This window comes from Helicobacter canis (assembly GCF_900451095.1).
Lineage (GTDB): Bacteria > Campylobacterota > Campylobacteria > Campylobacterales > Helicobacteraceae > Helicobacter_B > Helicobacter_B zhangjianzhongii.
Genome location: NZ_UGHV01000001.1, coordinates 713,585 through 729,988, shown reverse-complemented (window position 1 = coordinate 729,988; position 16,404 = coordinate 713,585). Strand labels below are relative to the sequence as shown.

The 16,404-nt window shown below is 45.2% G+C and carries 17 protein-coding genes; 12 read left to right on the top strand and 5 right to left on the bottom strand.

Annotation, left to right across the window (positions count from 1 at the left end; genetic code table 11):
- The first annotated feature begins 44 nt into the window (after positions 1–44).
- Positions 45–464 (top strand): DUF2147 domain-containing protein, encoded by a 420-nt coding sequence (locus DX060_RS03430; RefSeq protein ID WP_181814164.1) that lies wholly within the window; start codon positions 45–47, stop codon positions 462–464.
- Between the two features lies 1 nt (position 465).
- Here the strand turns inward: DX060_RS03430 and DX060_RS03425 are convergent, their stop codons facing one another.
- The 5 genes from DX060_RS03425 to nusA form a co-directional block, all read right to left on the bottom strand.
- Positions 466–1,149 carry an RBBP9/YdeN family alpha/beta hydrolase gene (locus DX060_RS03425; protein ID WP_147278760.1) on the bottom strand — a complete coding sequence of 228 codons (684 nt, stop codon included), beginning with the start codon at positions 1,147–1,149 and terminating at the stop codon, positions 466–468.
- The gene (locus DX060_RS03420) at positions 1,079–1,327 is read right to left on the bottom strand and encodes an RNA recognition motif domain-containing protein (protein ID WP_023929323.1); all 249 of its coding nucleotides are present in this window, start codon (positions 1,325–1,327) and stop codon (positions 1,079–1,081) included. The genes DX060_RS03425 and DX060_RS03420 overlap by 71 nt, the downstream gene beginning before the upstream one ends.
- 147 nt (positions 1,328–1,474) lie before the next feature.
- Positions 1,475–2,851 carry an ABC transporter permease gene (locus DX060_RS03415; protein WP_115011164.1) on the bottom strand — a complete coding sequence of 459 codons (1,377 nt, stop codon included), beginning with the start codon at positions 2,849–2,851 and terminating at the stop codon, positions 1,475–1,477.
- Complete coding sequence (gene secA / locus DX060_RS03410; protein ID WP_115011163.1) at positions 2,851–5,448, bottom strand: preprotein translocase subunit SecA; 2,598 nt, start codon at positions 5,446–5,448, stop codon at positions 2,851–2,853. The genes DX060_RS03415 and secA overlap by 1 nt, the downstream gene beginning before the upstream one ends.
- 86 nt (positions 5,449–5,534) lie before the next feature.
- On the bottom strand, positions 5,535–6,671 hold the full coding sequence (gene nusA, locus DX060_RS03405; RefSeq protein WP_115011162.1) for a transcription termination factor NusA: 1,137 nt from the start codon (positions 6,669–6,671) through the stop codon (positions 5,535–5,537).
- A 142-nt stretch (positions 6,672–6,813) separates the two neighbouring features.
- On the opposite strand from nusA, the gene DX060_RS03400 reads away from it, so the two are divergent.
- The 11 genes from DX060_RS03400 to DX060_RS03350 all read left to right on the top strand — a co-directional run bounded on the left by DX060_RS03400 (position 6,814) and on the right by DX060_RS03350 (position 16,397).
- A complete protein-coding gene (locus DX060_RS03400) occupies positions 6,814–7,053 on the top strand; it encodes an HP0268 family nuclease (protein WP_115011161.1) in 240 nt (79 codons plus the stop codon).
- A gap of 6 nt (positions 7,054–7,059) precedes the next feature.
- Positions 7,060–8,367 carry a tRNA (N6-isopentenyl adenosine(37)-C2)-methylthiotransferase MiaB gene (gene miaB, locus DX060_RS03395; protein WP_115011160.1) on the top strand — a complete coding sequence of 436 codons (1,308 nt, stop codon included), beginning with the start codon at positions 7,060–7,062 and terminating at the stop codon, positions 8,365–8,367.
- A gap of 104 nt (positions 8,368–8,471) precedes the next feature.
- A complete protein-coding gene (locus DX060_RS03390; RefSeq protein ID WP_115012285.1) occupies positions 8,472–9,521 on the top strand; it encodes an MlaE family lipid ABC transporter permease subunit in 1,050 nt (349 codons plus the stop codon).
- Positions 9,518–10,276 (top strand): ABC transporter ATP-binding protein, encoded by a 759-nt coding sequence (locus tag DX060_RS03385; protein WP_115011159.1) that lies wholly within the window; start codon positions 9,518–9,520, stop codon positions 10,274–10,276. The genes DX060_RS03390 and DX060_RS03385 overlap by 4 nt, the downstream gene beginning before the upstream one ends.
- Positions 10,261–11,019, top strand: coding sequence for an MlaD family protein (locus DX060_RS03380; RefSeq protein WP_115011158.1), 759 nt, complete (start codon positions 10,261–10,263; stop codon positions 11,017–11,019). Before DX060_RS03385 ends, DX060_RS03380 begins: the two co-directional genes overlap by 16 nt.
- On the top strand, positions 11,016–11,639 hold the full coding sequence (locus tag DX060_RS03375) for an ABC-type transport auxiliary lipoprotein family protein (RefSeq protein WP_115011157.1): 624 nt from the start codon (positions 11,016–11,018) through the stop codon (positions 11,637–11,639). Before DX060_RS03380 ends, DX060_RS03375 begins: the two co-directional genes overlap by 4 nt.
- A gap of 26 nt (positions 11,640–11,665) precedes the next feature.
- Positions 11,666–12,877, top strand: coding sequence for an HD domain-containing protein (locus tag DX060_RS03370; protein WP_115011156.1), 1,212 nt, complete (start codon positions 11,666–11,668; stop codon positions 12,875–12,877).
- A 96-nt stretch (positions 12,878–12,973) separates the two neighbouring features.
- Complete coding sequence (locus DX060_RS03365; protein ID WP_115011155.1) at positions 12,974–13,609, top strand: META domain-containing protein; 636 nt, start codon at positions 12,974–12,976, stop codon at positions 13,607–13,609.
- 4 nt (positions 13,610–13,613) lie between these two features.
- Positions 13,614–13,955, top strand: coding sequence for a c-type cytochrome (locus tag DX060_RS03360; protein ID WP_115011154.1), 342 nt, complete (start codon positions 13,614–13,616; stop codon positions 13,953–13,955).
- A gap of 10 nt (positions 13,956–13,965) precedes the next feature.
- Positions 13,966–15,072 carry an alanine racemase gene (locus tag DX060_RS03355; RefSeq protein WP_147278759.1) on the top strand — a complete coding sequence of 369 codons (1,107 nt, stop codon included), beginning with the start codon at positions 13,966–13,968 and terminating at the stop codon, positions 15,070–15,072.
- Positions 15,072–16,397: a tRNA pseudouridine(13) synthase TruD gene (locus DX060_RS03350; protein ID WP_115011152.1), complete on the top strand. Its 1,326-nt coding sequence runs from the start codon at positions 15,072–15,074 to the stop codon at positions 16,395–16,397. Before DX060_RS03355 ends, DX060_RS03350 begins: the two co-directional genes overlap by 1 nt.
- Positions 16,398–16,404: the final 7 nt, after the last annotated feature.

Here is a 16,404-nt window from a genome sequence, read left to right as displayed (position 1 = left end):
CTTATAAGCAGATCTTGACATCTTGCCTAGAAGGATTCTATCAAGTGCCTGATTTTCTTAACTTTAGAGGAGGGTATGTGTATGTATTTGCTCACAATGGCAAGCTATTTGCCTATGGCGTAAAAAATCTCGACAACAGCCCAGCCAAACACGATGTGTATAACCCAGATAAGACTTTGCGACAACGGCTTGATAAAGAAGTGATTTTTCTGCAAGATCTCGCCATAGATGGCACAGATCTCCACAGCGGCACTTCATATAATTTCCAAAATGGTTCGACCTACTACACAAAAGGCAGGATCCTGCCAAATGGCGATTTACACTTGGATTTTGCCCTAGATAGCTACCATATCCTTGGCAAAAGCTTTGTATGGAAGCGACTCAGTAGTGCGCAAGTCAAGCAGCAAGAGCTACACACAATCAGCACGCAACAAGCCCTAGAAACACTAATTTACAACAAATAGCTCAATCATTATTAGCGCGAATTTGCTCAAGCAATGTCTCATATACTAAAGGCAGCTCTCTAAATCCATCAATATCCATAAAATGCCCGCCCTGATCTCTAGCGATGAAGTCCGCGCTAATTAGCTCTGCTAGATTCTCACTCAAGCTAAAAGGCACAATCACATCATCACGCGCACTAATCACAACTCTATGCCGCACGATTTGCTTGATTTTCTCGCTCTGCAAAGGGGATTCTACAAATGATGAGAGTTCTGGTAAAGTCGGCAGCTCTTCACAAAATCCAGAGACAAGCACCACGCCACCAACACGCACACTAGAATCCAAACTCTCAATAAAGCGCAAAGTAGCTATACAACCCAAACTATGAGCGACAAAATAAACACGCTCATCAAGCTCCCCATCACCACGCACCTGCGCGGAAATAGCCCGTGTCCATTCGCTAGGATTTGGATTTTCTGGAGTAGGTAGGCACAGCACCTTAGCATAAATATCACGCCCAACAAGCTCTCCAACTAGCCATTGGAACCAATTCTTATTGGGATTCGAGTCAAAGCCGTGGATAATGTAGATTCTAGCCCCCACGCTATGCCCGCTGGTAAAAGTAGTGGATAAGTTATGGTCGGCGTGGATTAGCTTCATTGACACGAAGTTTTCTGCCCATAAACTCCGTGTTATCAAGCGCACTAATAGCCTTTAGAGCTTCTTCATCTTCCATTTCTACAAAGCCAAAGCCCTTTGCCCTACCGGTCTCTCTATCATTGATAAGCTTCACAGAGCTTACAGCACCAAATTGCCCAAATAGTTCGATCATCTGCTCATTTGTCGTAGAGTAAGGGAGATTGCCGACATAGATACTTTTCATTTTATCTCCAGAAAGTAGATTCTCTAACTGCAATGATGGCTTACAAACTCTCACAAGAATCCAGAAAAGACCACTCAAATGTAAATTAGAAGTGCGCGTATGGTATGCTTTTTGTGCTTAAAGTTTAGTAAAAGACCTTAAACATTCTCATTCATTGCGCAAAACGCTAAGCGCATCAATTTGGGCTGCCTTTTTGGCTGGATAATACGATGAAAAGCACACAATACACACCGCCCCCACCAAAGTCGCGCAAAAATCAAACACACTCACATCTAGAGGAAGTTTGCTGACCCCATAAACATCTGCTGGCAGCGTGATAATGGGAAAAGTATCTAGCACAAACAACACCACGCCACTTAGCACCACGCCAAACACAATCCCACCAAGCCCGATAGTTATCCCAAGCAAAAAAAAGCTTTTGCGCACTTCAGCAGCACTAGCCCCTAGGCTTAAAAGCAAGGCGATTTCTTTCCTACGATTCATCACCACCATAAGCAACGAGCTAATGATATTTAAACTTGCCATAAGAATAATAAGCATAAGCACGATAAATAAAACATTTTTCTCCAAATCCATCGCGGCAAACAAATTGCTATTACGCTCCCACCATCCCTCTATACCAATGTGATAAAGCTCTCTTTGCTCCAAATACTCACGCAGTTTTGGCTTATCTTGCATAGGTGTTTTAGAGTAAATATGCACACCATCATATAAGCCTTGTGGGAGCTTTTTAATAGCGGCAAGAGCAGAGAGATTGGCATACATATAGGCAGAATCATACCCGCTAATCCCAGAGCTAAACACACCTGCTACACTAAATCGCTTCATAGTAGGGCTAAGGATAAGCCCCGCTGGCTCAAGATTTGTGAAAAAAAGCGTGATTTTATCCCCTGATGATAGCAAATGCGCATCGCTTATAGATTTGCCAATGATAAGCGAAAATTTATCTTTTGCAAACTCCTGTCTAGATTCTAGTGGCAACGCCACATCAAACACTGGATTTATCCTAGCTTCTTTGTCTGGATACACGCCAAAAAGCACCGCTGCCTCCATCGAGCCATTGACCCTAGCAACTGCTTGAGTGTAAAGATAGGGGCTAAAGTGTAGCGCAGGAAACTGCTGTTCAAGCTCTTGCACCAGCTCTTGCGAAATGCCCTGCTGCTTTAGTGAAAATATCGTAAGCGGATAGCTCATCACAAAGAGTCGCTTCTCAAACTCCTTGCTCATACCATTCATAATCGCCATAGCCACAATTAGCACCATCACGCCAACCCCAATGCCCAAAAACGCCAAAATCGCTGTGATAGAGATAAAGGGCTGGCTTTTATCAAAACGCAAAAATTTCTTATGCAGAAATTTGACAATGGATAGCGTGGGAGCGTGGGTAGGGGTTTTGGAGGTAGTTTGGGCAGTTTGGGTAATGTGTGGAGCTTGGGCGGTTTGGGCAGCAGCGCGGCTTGTATCAGCAGGGCTAGCAGCAGTATTGGTAGGATTCAAAAGTGGATTCTGGTTAGAAGTGTCCATTATCGCGCTAGCATTCCCTTTTTTGGTCCGCTTTTGCCGTGGCAGAGCTTGTATTTTTTCCCACTGCCGCAAGGGCAAGGATCATTGCGTGCGATCTTTTTTGCTCCAAAGCCTCCTCCAAATTCTCCCCCCAAATTCTCTTGGGTCAAATTCTGCTCAATGGCTTGATTATTGTAGTGTAGCTCATCGCTTGTTTGGGCTAGATCGCTTAAAACCTCTTGTGTTTGGGCTTTGGTGGATTCTGGCTCTTTGATTTGGATAATGTGCAGAGTCTTTATCGCCTGGGTCTTCACCTGATCAATAAACTCCATAAAAAGGCTGTAACTCTCCTTTTTATACTCCACAAGCGGATCTTTTTGGTTATAGCCTCGCAGAGAGATCCCTGTCTTTAGCGTATCCATTGAGTAGAGATGCTCACGCCAGAGCGTATCAAGCGTTTGCAGATAAATAATGCGCTCAATCTCATTGCGGCTCTCTCCTGCTACCGCCATTTTCTCTTCATAATGCACTTGCAAAAGCGCATTAACCCTATCAAGCAAGCTACTTTCATCAATATCATCGCCTAGCTCTTGGCGTAGATTCTGGTAGCCAAACTCTTCTTGTAGAATCTGCTCAAGTGCTTGTAAAGTCGCTTGCATATCGCCTTGGGCGTTGATCTGGGCTTGATCTAGGCACTCTTGCAAGGCACTTAAGCGATTTTGCTCCACTCGTTCGCTCATATCAAAGCTAGAATCCAGCAATTCATCGCGGAATTTATAGACACTTTTGCGCTGCTCATTAGCGACATCATCGTATTCTAGTAAGTGCTTGCGGGATTCAAAATGCAGATTCTCGACCTTTTTTTGCGCATTTTGCACAGAGCGAGTAACAAGTCCAGATTCTATATGCTCGCCTTCTTTTAGCCCAAGTCGCTCCATAATGCCTTTAAGCTTATCACTACCAAAAATCCTTAGCAAGCCATCTTCTAAGCTTAAGTAGAATTGACTCACCCCCGGATCGCCCTGCCGCCCCGATCGCCCGCGCAGCTGATTATCGATCCGCCTGCTCTCGTGCCGCTCTGTGCCGATGATATAAAGCCCCCCAAGATCGCGCACTTCATCATCAATCTTAATATCCACGCCTCGCCCTGCCATATTTGTCGCGATGGTAACTGACCCCTTAAGCCCTGCATCTTTGATGATTTCAGACTCCTTTGTATGCTGCTTGGCATTTAGCACGGTGTGGGGGATTTTGGCTTGCTTTAGGAGATTGTGCAAAAGCTCGCTTTTTTCAATGCTTGCTGTGCCCACAAGCACAGGCTGCCCCTTGGCATAAAGCTCTGTGATTTTAGCAAGCACGGCATTAAACTTCTCGCGCTCGCTTTTGTAGATTAGATCGTTGAGATCTTTGCGCTGCACGGGGAGATTTGTGGGGATTGAGACAACTTCGAGATTGTAGATTTGTAGAAATTCGCTTGCTTCTGTCTGGGCTGTGCCTGTCATACCAGAGAGCTTGCTATACAAGCGGAAGTAATTTTGGAAAGTAATATCTGCTAGCGTTTGGCTCTCTTCTTTAATGGCGACTTTTTCTTTCGCCTCTAGGGCTTGGTGCAGCCCCTCGCTAAATCGCCTGCCTTGCGATAATCTCCCCGTAAATTCATCGACAATCACCACTTCGCCTTCTTGGATCACATAATCTTGATCTTTGAAAAAGAGAAAATTCGCTTTCAAGGCTTGATCTAGGTGGTGTGATAAGCTGGCATTTTCTATGCTGTATAGATTCTCGATTTTGAAGAGCTTTTCCGCCTTTTTAATGCCATCTTCTGTGATTAAAATCACGCGATTTTTTTCATCGATTGTAAAATCTTCTTCGACTTTCATCTGCTTTGCCACAGAATCCGCCGTAGTGTAATGCTCCATTTTGCGATTAACCGGACCAGAGATGATAAGTGGTGTCCTTGCCTCATCGATTAAAATAGAATCCACCTCATCGACAATCGCGTAAGAGTGGGATTTCTGCACCTTTTGGGCAAGATCGTATTTCATATTATCGCGCAGATAGTCAAAGCCAAATTCATTATTCGTGCCATAGACTATATCGCACGCATACATCGCTAGCCGCTCCTCTTCGCTAACGCTAGCTGTGATTACCCCCACGCTATATCCTAAAAACTCATACAACGGACGCATTTCGTTCGCATCGCGATTGGCTAGATAGTCATTGACCGTTACGATATGCACGCTCTCACCCATTAGCGCATTAAGCGCGCTTGCAAGCGTGGCGACAAGGGTTTTCCCCTCGCCTGTTTTCATCTCGGCAATGCGCCCATCGTGCAACGCCATAGCACCGATAAGCTGCACATCAAAATGCCGCATATTAAGCGTGCGCTTGGCTGCTTCTCTGGTGATAGCAAAGCTCTCATTTAGCACAGATTCTAGGCTTTCTCCATTGTCTTGCACACGCGTTTTTAACGCGCTAAATCGCTCTTGCAGCTCTACATCGCTTAATGTCTCAAAAGTGGATTCTAGGGCATTGATAGCATTTACACGCTTTTGATAAGCGCGGATAAGCTTGTCGTTTCTACTGCCAAAAATAGAGCTAAACATCGTTTTTACCATTCATAAAGCCTTGTAAAAAAATGATTGAAATTATAATGCAACTTTGTAAAAATTCTTTAATCACGCACGCTTGGGGCTATTTGGGACTATGCCTTAAAGAGTGATTCTAGCGCATCAATTCCTACCTTTTGCTCTTTAGGCGTGGATTCTCCGCTATCTTGTGGCTTGTCTTTGATAAGCTCTACAAGCTCGATTTCAAATCCTGTAAGCATACACGCTAGACGGATATTTACACCATTTTTGCCAATCGCCTTACTTTTTTGATCGCTCATTATATGCACTTGGGCTTTTTTCTCTTCTTCGGTGTTGCTTAGGATTTTTACAGAGATGATTTGTGCTGGAGCTAGGGCTTTGCTGATAAAAATCTCTGGGATTTCTGCATACTCAATGCAATCGATATTCTCACCATTAAGCTTGCGGCTTACAGCATTGATCCTAACGCCCCTTGTCCCCACACTTGAGCCGATAGGGTCAATCCTTGGACTTGTGGAAAAAAGAGCGACCTTAGCACGATCGCCCGGGATCCTAGCGCACTTTTGGATAATCACTTCGCCATCTTTAATCTCTGGGACTTCTTGCTCTAGCAGAGCTTCAAGCATTTTGGGCGTGGTGCGTGATAGCTCGACATACAGCCCATCTTTTTGGAAGCGCACAAATTTTACAATACAGCTAATCGTGTCATTGACCTTAAACTTCTCACCCTTAATGCGGTTTTTTAGCGGCAAAACTGCGCGTATATCTTGGATCTCTACAAAGGTGTTTTCTTGCTCATCAATGGCAATGACTTGCCCACTTACAAGCTTGCCTAGCATTTCTTTAAAGCTTACAAAAAGCTGGTTTTCTATAGTGCGCTGGATATGGTATTCAAGATCGCTAAAAAGCATATTGACAGCATTTCTACTCATATTTTCTAGGCTTATTTCGTGGTGGATTTCATCATTTATGCTCACATCGCTCCCTGATTCTTCTTTCGCCTTTGAGAGTGCGATGAAATTATGCGGATCGCTTGTGATCCTCTCATCATCATCAGCACACACAAGCACAGAGTGGATCAGTCTAAAAGTGCGGTGTTTCTCATCTTCTTCTATGATGTAGTTTAGCTCTTCGCCAAATTGCTTTTTAGCGACTTTGATGATCGTGTCTTTGACCACTTGTGCGACGACTTTAGGCTCTAGCCCTTTCTCACAAGCAATAAGCTCGATAATATCTACAATCTTCTCCATAATGCTCCTTTAGGCTTAAGTCTTTCTTAGATTTGGCTAGGGATTGTCTTAGTTAAGAGAGTCTTTGAAAGTGGCGGCATTATAGCAAATTTTTAAGCCAATTCTAGCTACAATGCCACAAATCTTTCTTGGAGTTTATGTTATGGAATTAAAACTTGCCCCTATGGATTTGGGAAATACCACCCCACAAACAATCAAAGTAGAAAGCCTACTAGAATCCACTTCTTCACTACAAGTGGTATATTTTGACAAGCAAAACACGCAAAAAGACCTACAAAAAGCAAAAAGCCTACTAGAATCCAAAGGCAAAATTGTCTATATGGGCGAAGTGCGCTATGGGCTTGATGCAAAAGACTTTATCTATGAATTTAGGATTCTATAAGCCATTATGAAGCTCTTTGTCCAGACACTTGGCTGCGCGATGAATGAGCGCGATAGCGAGCATATGATCGCCGAGCTAGAGCGCAAGGAGGGCTACACGCTCACCGATGATGCCACGCAAGCAGATCTTATCCTTATCAATACCTGCTCCGTGCGTGAAAAGCCAGAGCGCAGGCTTTTTTCAGAAATCGGTCAATACGCTCAGCAGAAGAAAAAGGGCGCGAAAATCGGCGTATGTGGCTGCACCGCAAGCCATATGGGTGCGGAAATTTTGAAAAAATCTTCCGCAGTAGATTTTGTCCTAGGCGCGCGCAACATCTCTAAAATCACGCAGATAATCCACAAACCAAAAGCCGTAGAAGTCGATCTTAGCTATGATGATAGTCTCTATGCCTTTGAAGGCGTGCGATCTAGTGGCGTGAAGGCTTTGCTAAATATCTCCATAGGCTGTGATAAATCCTGTGCTTACTGCATAGTCCCACACACAAGGGGCAAGGAAATCTCTATCCCACTTGATTTGATCCTAACTGAAGCACGCAAGCTCGCGCAAAATGGCATAAAAGAGCTGCTGCTACTAGGGCAGAATGTCAATAACTATGGCGTGCGTTTTTCTAGTGCGCATAAGCCTATCAACTTCTCTGGGCTACTCGCAGAGCTAGCAGAGATTAAAGGGATAGAAAGGATCCGCTTTACCTCACCTCACCCACTACATATGGATGATGAGTTTCTCCAAGAGTTTGCCCACAATCCTAAAGTGTGCAAATCTATCCATATGCCCTTGCAAAGCGGCTCAAGCAGGATTCTCAAAGCTATGCGCAGAGGGTATAGCAAGGAGTGGTTTTTAGACCGCGTGCAAAGGCTTAAAGAGCTTGTGCCAGAAGTTACCATTAGCACAGATATTATCGTAGGCTTTGTAGATGAGAGTGAAGAAGACTTCGCCCATACGCTTGATGTGCTAGAGCAAGTGCGCTTTGATACACTTTATAGCTTTATCTACTCGCCGCGCCCACACACACTTGCCTACTCACTTGATCCAGCCAAGCATATCCCCAAAGACATTGCCCAAGCGAGACTAAGCACTTTGCAAGAGCGGCATAGGGAGATTTTACGCGAGAAAGCACAAGCAGAAATAGGCAAGCAATACATCGTGCTTGTGGAAAATACCTTACAAGATGAGCAAGGCTGCTTTAGCGAAGGGCGCAGTGATAGCAACAAGCTTATCCATATAGAAAATGTCGCGCTAGATCTAGGCACATTTGCCCGAGTGAAAATCACGCGCAATGAAGGTGGCTCGCTCTTTGGAGAGCTGGTATAAGCTCTGCTTAGCGTGGGCGTTGTTATGGGCATTGATAAAGCGATATTTTACTTAAAGGCGCGCAAGAAGTGCAGACACCATATTTTCGCATAGATACAAGCACAATGACTATTGGTGGTGTGTGGGATTTCCGTGTGCCTAGATGCACGCTTTTTGCCCTAAAGCACGCTCTAGAATCCAAACACCCCGCCATCACGCGCATTGTCTTTGAGCAAGATGCGATCATTGATCTAGCCTTTGGGATTTTTCTAAAAACGCATTTACACAAAGCCCCAGAGATCCAAGCGAGCGAGCATATACGCGCCGTGCTTGATCAATGCTTAGTTAGCACGATCCCGCTTACGCCTAAGCGACACTTATTCCGCACACTGCTTACTTCACTTGGCAAGTGGGTTTATAGCTTTTATCAAAGCTTTTTAGATTTTTTAAACTTTGTGGGTATGAGCTTTTACTATCTAGCACTATCTTTATGGAGACGCGATGTCCGCTTGACCCCCCTGCTCTATCACATCAATGAATCTGGCTTTAAAGCCCTGCCTGTAAGCTTGCTTACCGCTTTTATTGTGGGCTTTGCCATAGCATTACAAGGAGCAGTGCAGCTAGAGCTTATGGGCGCGCCAATGCTAAGTATTGAGATGACAGCAAAGCTTTCTTTGCGCGAGATGGGTCCTTTTATCCTAGCTCTTGTCATCGCTGGGCGCAGTGCCTCAAGCTTTACTGCACAAATTGGCGTAATGCGCCTAACTGATGAAATTGATGCGATGAAAACGATGAATTTCCACCCCATTACATTTCTTGTGATTCCAAGGCTTTTCGCGCTCATTGTCGTTATGCCGCTTCTAGTGTTTTTAGCCGATGCTTTTAGCCTGTTAGGCGGTATGCTTGCTGTGTATGTGCAGCTAGGGATTGATATGGGGACCTATATTGATCGCGTGTATGAGAGTGTGAGCTGGTCGCACTTTTTCATCGGGCTTGTGAAAGCCCCCTTTTTTGGCGCGGCGATTGCGCTTGTGGGCTGCTTCCGTGGATTTTGTATCAAGGAAAACACCCAAGAGCTAGGGCGCATTACAACTATTAGCGTGGTTAATGCACTTTTTTGGATCATCGCTATCAATGCGGTGTTTTCTTTCATCACTTCAAGGCTTGGGATATGAAGCCCATTATCCAAGTCCAAAATCTCTGCACCGCTTATGGCAATCATCTTATCCACGATCACATTAGTTTTGATGTGTATGAAGGCGAGATTTTTGGGATCTTAGGGGGTAGTGGCAGTGGGAAATCCACCCTACTTCGCTCAATGATCCTGCTTAATCGCCCCAAAAGTGGCAGAATCCTAATCTTTGATGAAGATATTTGGCAGCTTAAAGACCCCAGCACTCTGCTTACGCGCTGTGGTGTGCTCTTTCAGTTTGGCGCACTTTTTAGCTCATTAAATGTGCTAGAGAATGTCGGCATACTCCTTGAAGAATACAGCGCATATCCGCAATCAAGCATTACCGAAGTGGCAAAATACCTGCTTGATCGCGTAGGATTAAGCCCAAGATCCTATCATCTCTACCCGCACGAGCTAAGTGGTGGTATGAAAAAGCGCGTGGGATTAGCGCGAGCTCTAGCCCTAAATCCTAGAATCCTCTTTTTAGATGAGCCTAGCAGCGGGCTTGATCCAAGTAGTGCGCAGCAGCTTGATGAGCTTATTTGCGCTTTGCGGCTAGAATTTACAATGACGATTGTGATGATCACGCACGATTTAGATTCTATCAAAGACACTACTGATAGGTTTTTAATGCTAAAAGATGGGAAGATAGAATTTTTGGGCAATCTTAGCGAACTTGCGCAAAATGCACATACGCTAGATTCTAGCAATATATTTTTCAGCAAACGAGGAGAGAGACTATGGAGAGAAATGTAAATTATGTGCTTATAGGGGGGATATTTTTTGCCATACTTATTGGGCTTATTGTCTTTATCTTGTGGTTTGGCAGGATCAGTTTTAATGAAGATAAATTCCGCATTTATACGATCACGACAAGCTATGACATCTCTGGCATTGCGGTAAAAACGCCCATTAAATATAAGGGCATTACCATTGGACATATCAAGCACATAGGCTTTGATACAACACAACTAGGTGTGGTCAAAATCACCCTACTTATCCAGCGATCTATCCCCATAGCCAAAGGCTCTAGCGTGCTTATCGACTCTCAAGGGCTAGCTGGACTTAGCTATCTCGCCTTGCGCCAGAATCCAAAGGGCGAAATCATTCTCAATGATGATGATGCAGTCTTGACCCTTGATCAAAGCTTCTTGGGCAAGCTTAGTGATAAAGCAGATTCTGCATTAGAAGAAATGCTTGGCGTGCTTGGCAGTGTAGAAAAGCTCCTTAGCGAGAAAAATGTCAGGCACATTAGCAGCACACTCACCTCGCTTGATCAATTCTCCCAAAACCTACCCGCACTTAGTAGCAACATCAATCGCGCGCTAGAATCTATCAATGGAGAGCTAGAAAATGGTGCAGGCGCGATGATCGCCCCCACACTCTACCAAACGCAAAAAAGCCTGCAAAATCTCGATATCCTTTTGCAAAAAACATCAAATCTCTTAGATAAATTTGATGATAATCCCTATCCTACGATTTTTGGAGAGAAAAAATGACAATGTTTTCCTATATAACGCGCTTTTACCGCTATGGATTCATCATTACACTAGTCCTAGTAAGCTTTCAGGGCTGTGTCAATATCAAAGCAAGCTTGCCAGCATATAGCTACTACACCCTAGAATCCACAGAGACACAAGGATACAACCACACCACCTTTAGCACAATAGCCCTTGAGCTTGAAGTCCTGCCATATCTCAATACCCAGCGCATTATGCGTATCTCCCCACAAGCCAAAGCACAAGCCCTTACTACGACAAAGTGGATCACTCTTCCCTCGCTACTGCTGCAAAACACACTAGAATCTAACGCCAGAGCACAAGGTGTAATCCTAAGCACACTAGGTGCGCATCCTATAAAGCTTCATATCAAAGTGCGTAAATTGGCTATTTATGAAGAAAGCAAACAAGCAATTGTCGCACTAGATTACACTTTATTGCAAGGGCAGAGTATCTCTAAAGTCCGCACACTACTAAGCGTAGAAAATGTCCAAAACTCCAGCGAGCAAGCAATGATCAATGCCCTACAAAGCGCACTAGATTCTGCTGCAAAAAAGATCCAAAACGCACTTTGTGATGATACCAAGCTATGCACATCTCCTAAAGCCACACCACACTAAGCTACCTCATTATGCAAGGAGATATTATGCAAACCCCAAGCTCTTTACAAACCCCCCGCCTAAGCGCGAGCCTTTTGCGCAGGATTTTTGTCGCTGCTTCTATCCGCAGGTGGAATGACCAAGCCTGTCCGGTGGAGTTTGTCGAGCTAGATAAACAAGCACATAAAATGGTCATCGCCTATATCTTTGCCAAATATGAAGAAATGTCAGGCAAAGAGATTGATTGGGAGCGGCTTATAGAGTATTTTTGCTTTGATTTTTTTGAGCGTGTGGTGCTTACAGATATTAAGCCCCCGGTATTTCACGAGCTACAAAAGCTTCATAGAAAGGAGCTTGCGAGCTTTGTTACAAGCGAGCTTGCGAGCGATCTTTGTGGGTATAAATTTTTCTCATCACTAGAGCATTACTTCAAACACCCACCGCATAATATCGAAAAGCGGATTCTACAAGCCGCCCACTACTATGCCTCAAAATGGGAGTTTGATATTATTTATCACTTTAACCCCACGATGTTTGATGTGGGCAATATCAAGGCTATCATTGATAAAGAAGTAGAAAAGCACTATGACTTGCAAGGTATGAAACAAGTTGTGCTATTTAAGCAGATCAATGAGATTATCACGATGTTTGGGCAGCTTAGATTCCAGAAGCGATGGAGTCAAACACCGCGCGTGCCGGCGACTTCTGTGCTAGGGCATACGCTTGTGGTAGCCCTTTGTGCGTATCTTTTAAGCCTTGATATGCCCTCTTGCAAACAAATGCGTATCAATCACTTTTTAGGCGGGCTTTTTCACGATTTGCCAGAGATTTTGACACGCGATATTATCTCCCCTATCAAAAGCTCCATAGCAGGGCTAGATGAGCAGATTAAGCAGATCGAAGAGCGCGCCGTAGAAGAAAAAATCTTAGCCCACCTCCCAGAATCTATCCGCGCCGATATTGTGTATTTCACGCAAAATGAATTTGCCAATCGATATAGAATCGAGGATTTTACGCATTATACGAAAGATTCTAGCGAGCTTTTTGCCCACTACAATAGCGATGAGTATAATCCTGTGTGCGGTGAATTTTTGAAAGTATGCGATCATTTAAGTGCGTTTTTAGAAGCGAGAATCTCCATCGCGCACGGCATTTCTAGCCACGATTTAGTGCAAGGTGCGCAAGGGATTTTAGAAAAGCGCAAGGACACGCAAATATGCGGACTTGATCTAGGGGCGTTGTTTAGGGATTTTATCTAGTAGTGATGAGCAGATTTGACAAGTAGCTATGAGTTGGATTGATTTTTGCTTATTCATAGAAACTAGATTCTACATCATTGTAAAGTAAGGGTAAATATGCACAGCAGACACAATCATAGCAGTCCCATAAGCTTGCACACAAGCACAAATCGCACACTATTTGTGAAAATACTTTGGGCTTTTCTCTGGCTCTGTGTGATTGGTGTAGTGCTACTTACAAGCAGCGGTTGCTCGCTGTTTGAATATATCCAGCGCAAAGCCACGCAGGGCAACATTAACGGCGATAATTGGTATGTGCAAAAGATTGTAATCGATAATAAAGAGACCTTTTATGCCCCGCAAGTCCTAGCTGCTAATGCCAAACAACGCCTAGCAGCGATTGACTCTAACTCTAGCTATGATGAAAAATCCCGCCTTAAAGAAATCGCCCAAATTGACGAAGTAGCGACACTAAACTTTGATACCCAACAAGGCAGAATCTCTGGACAAAGCGGGTGCGGGTCATATTTCTCAAGCTATGCGTGGAGCGATAGAGAGCATATCGAGCTATCTAATGGAAGCTCCACACGCAAGCTCTGCTCTCCCGGAGAGATTGTGCGCTTTGAATTCCGCTTTATCCGCGATCTAGAAGGCAGCTTTAAAGTGATCCAAAAGTCCAAAGACCATCTTATCCTAGAGGGCAAAGAGATGACAATCTATCTCTACCGCGATCTCTCAAGCCCGCAAGCCTAGATCAATGCTCTATCGCTTGTTGTGTGGCTTGGGGCTTGCTTGCACTCTAGCCCTAGCCGATCCTGCTCCTAAAATCTTTGCGAAGTGTATCGCTTGCCACGGCACAAATGGGCAAGCAATCGCCCCCGGGGCAAAAGGTGGCACTAGCATAGCCGGCTTAAGCCAAGCAAAAATCATCGCAGACCTTAAAGGCTATCGCGCTGGGCTAACCGATAATGGCGGAGCTAAAAGCATTATGTATATACAAGCACAGAATTTAAGCGATGCAGAGATACAAGCCTTAGCAAAATATATTTCTAATCTCCCCAAAGCCCCACACAAAGTCATAGATACACCACAACCATAAAGCTGCGTTTGTGTATAATACCCCACTTCCTACCCAAAGGCTCTCTATGGCATATATCCGCCTTGATTCTCAAGCATTTTTCCACAATCTCACCGCTATCCAAAATACACTCTCTCACACTCCACACCCCCCCAAACTCGCCCTCGTGCTAAAGGATAACGCCTATGGACACGGACTAGAGCAAATCGCACACCTAGCCAAGCAAGCAGGCATAGAATCTGTGTTTGTCAAAAACTATGAAGAGGCTATCAGCATAGCCCAGCTTTTTGACACGATCACCGCGCTCTATGGCGAGGTCCCGCCAAATGCCCCTAGCAATATCTGGGCTTCTATCCCATCACTTCAAGCCCTACAATCCTGCGCCACCGCACACAAAAACGCCCACCAAATGCGCCATATCGAGCTAAAGGTCAATATCGGTATGCATAGAAATGGCATTGCTATAAATGAGCTAGATCGCGCATTATCACTGCTTGAAAACTCGCGGCATATCAGGCTTGCAGGCGTGCTTGGGCATAATGGCTATGGAGATAATGATGATGAAAGCTTCTTCACATCAGTGCAGGCTTTTAGGGAGATTACAAATAAGGTGCGCAAATGGTGTGAAGCGCACAACTACCCTATGCCTAGATTCCACTCTCTTAGCACCAGCGGAGCTCTGCGCCTTGGCTTGCATAATGCTAGGAGCGATGATCTAGGCGATGTCGTGCGTATCGGTATCGGCGCGTATGGGTATCACACAAGCGAGCTGCCGCTACATATCGCGCTAAAGCCCATCGCTAGCCTTTGGGCGCACAAAATCTCTAGCCTAGCTCTCAAAAAGGGTGATAGGATCGGCTATGGTGGAGTTAGTGTCGTGGAAAAAGATGGGGTCTTTAGCACCTATGATGTGGGCTATGGCGATGGATTATTCCGCGTGGGCGCAGAGCAGAGTCTATGCTGTGCTAGCGGGGAGCAAATCCTGCCTGTTATGAGTATGGACTGCTTTTCTTGCCAGAGTGAGAGAGAAGAAATTTGCGTCTTTAGCGATGTGAGTGCGTGGGCTAGGGCGTTTCACACGATCCCCTATGTGATCTTAACCCATCTCTCCCCCACTCTAAAACGCGTGGTGGTGTGATGTATTTCGCCTACTCACACGAGCCTATTTCGTGCTATTTTGCCCATAGTGCTAGGGATTTTGTCGTGCAAGAGATCCCGCTCTATGCCTTTAGCGGCAGTGGCGAGCATAGAATCCTAAAGGTAAGGAAAAAATCCTTAAGCACCTTTGAGCTACTTAGCATTATCGCCAAAGCCTTTAATCTCCCCCCAAAATCCATAGGCTACGCCGGCTTAAAGGACAAGCACGCCACCACCACGCAATACCTATCAATCCCAGCAAAAAGCACGCAAAACTTTCACGCCATTTTTGAACGCCTAGCCAAAGACTATGAGATAAAGCTGCTTGATAGCACGCTGCATAGCAACAAGCTGCGCCTAGGGCATTTGAAAGGCAATCGCTTTTTTGTGCGACTAAAAAAGCTTAATCCCACCAATGCCACAAAGCTAGAATCCACTTTTGCACATATCGCCCACAATGGCTTCCCAAACTTCTTTGGCTTCCAGCGATTTGGCATAAATGGCGATAATTATCTCCTAGGGCTATCCCTTAGCCAGCGCAAAAACGCCCAGATAAGCCCCTATCTGTCCCTACTAGCACAGCTACACCCAAGCCTTGCTAACCCCCAGAATCCACTTTTTCACACCAAGCGATATAGCCGCGCTATGCAGGAGTTTTTCATCTCAAGCTATCAAAGCTTTTTGTTTAATGGCTGGCTACAAGCTAGAATCCAGCTAAGCGCGTGGGCGAGAGAGTTTAGCCCCAAAGAGCTACAACAACTTGCGCAACACTATGGCAAGCTAGAATCCCAAGACCCCCTAAAATCCCCCACAAACCTAGAATCCACTTTTGCGCCATCACTTGAAACCTCCCTTCAAAGTGCGCAAAATGCGTGTATCGCCACACTTTGTGCGCGGTTTTTACAATCTCTCCCCAAAGTCGCCCTAGAATCCTTATGCGCCCAGCCCCAAGCTTTCACGCTTTTAGATGGCGATCTATGCTGCCACTATCCTTATGGCAAGCTTTTTACCCTAGATTCTGCTACACAAGCAGAGTGCGAGCGATTTAGCCAGCAGGGCTTCTCCCCCACAGGCGCGCTAAGCGGGCAGAATCTAAAAGCCCCAAGCACACTTGCAGGGCAGCTAGAGCAGAGCTTCCTAGCTCCAATCCCCGCTCCTAGCTCTAGGCGATATGCGTGGGTGTGGGCAAGCGATGTAGAGTATCTCTACAAGCCTAAGCTCGCCCAAGCAGAGCTACACTTCAGCCTGCCAAGTGGGGCGTATGCCACAAGCTTTTTAGAGCAGGTGCTAAAGCGATCCCTAGCCCCAAATCCCCCCAAACAATAAACCAAAA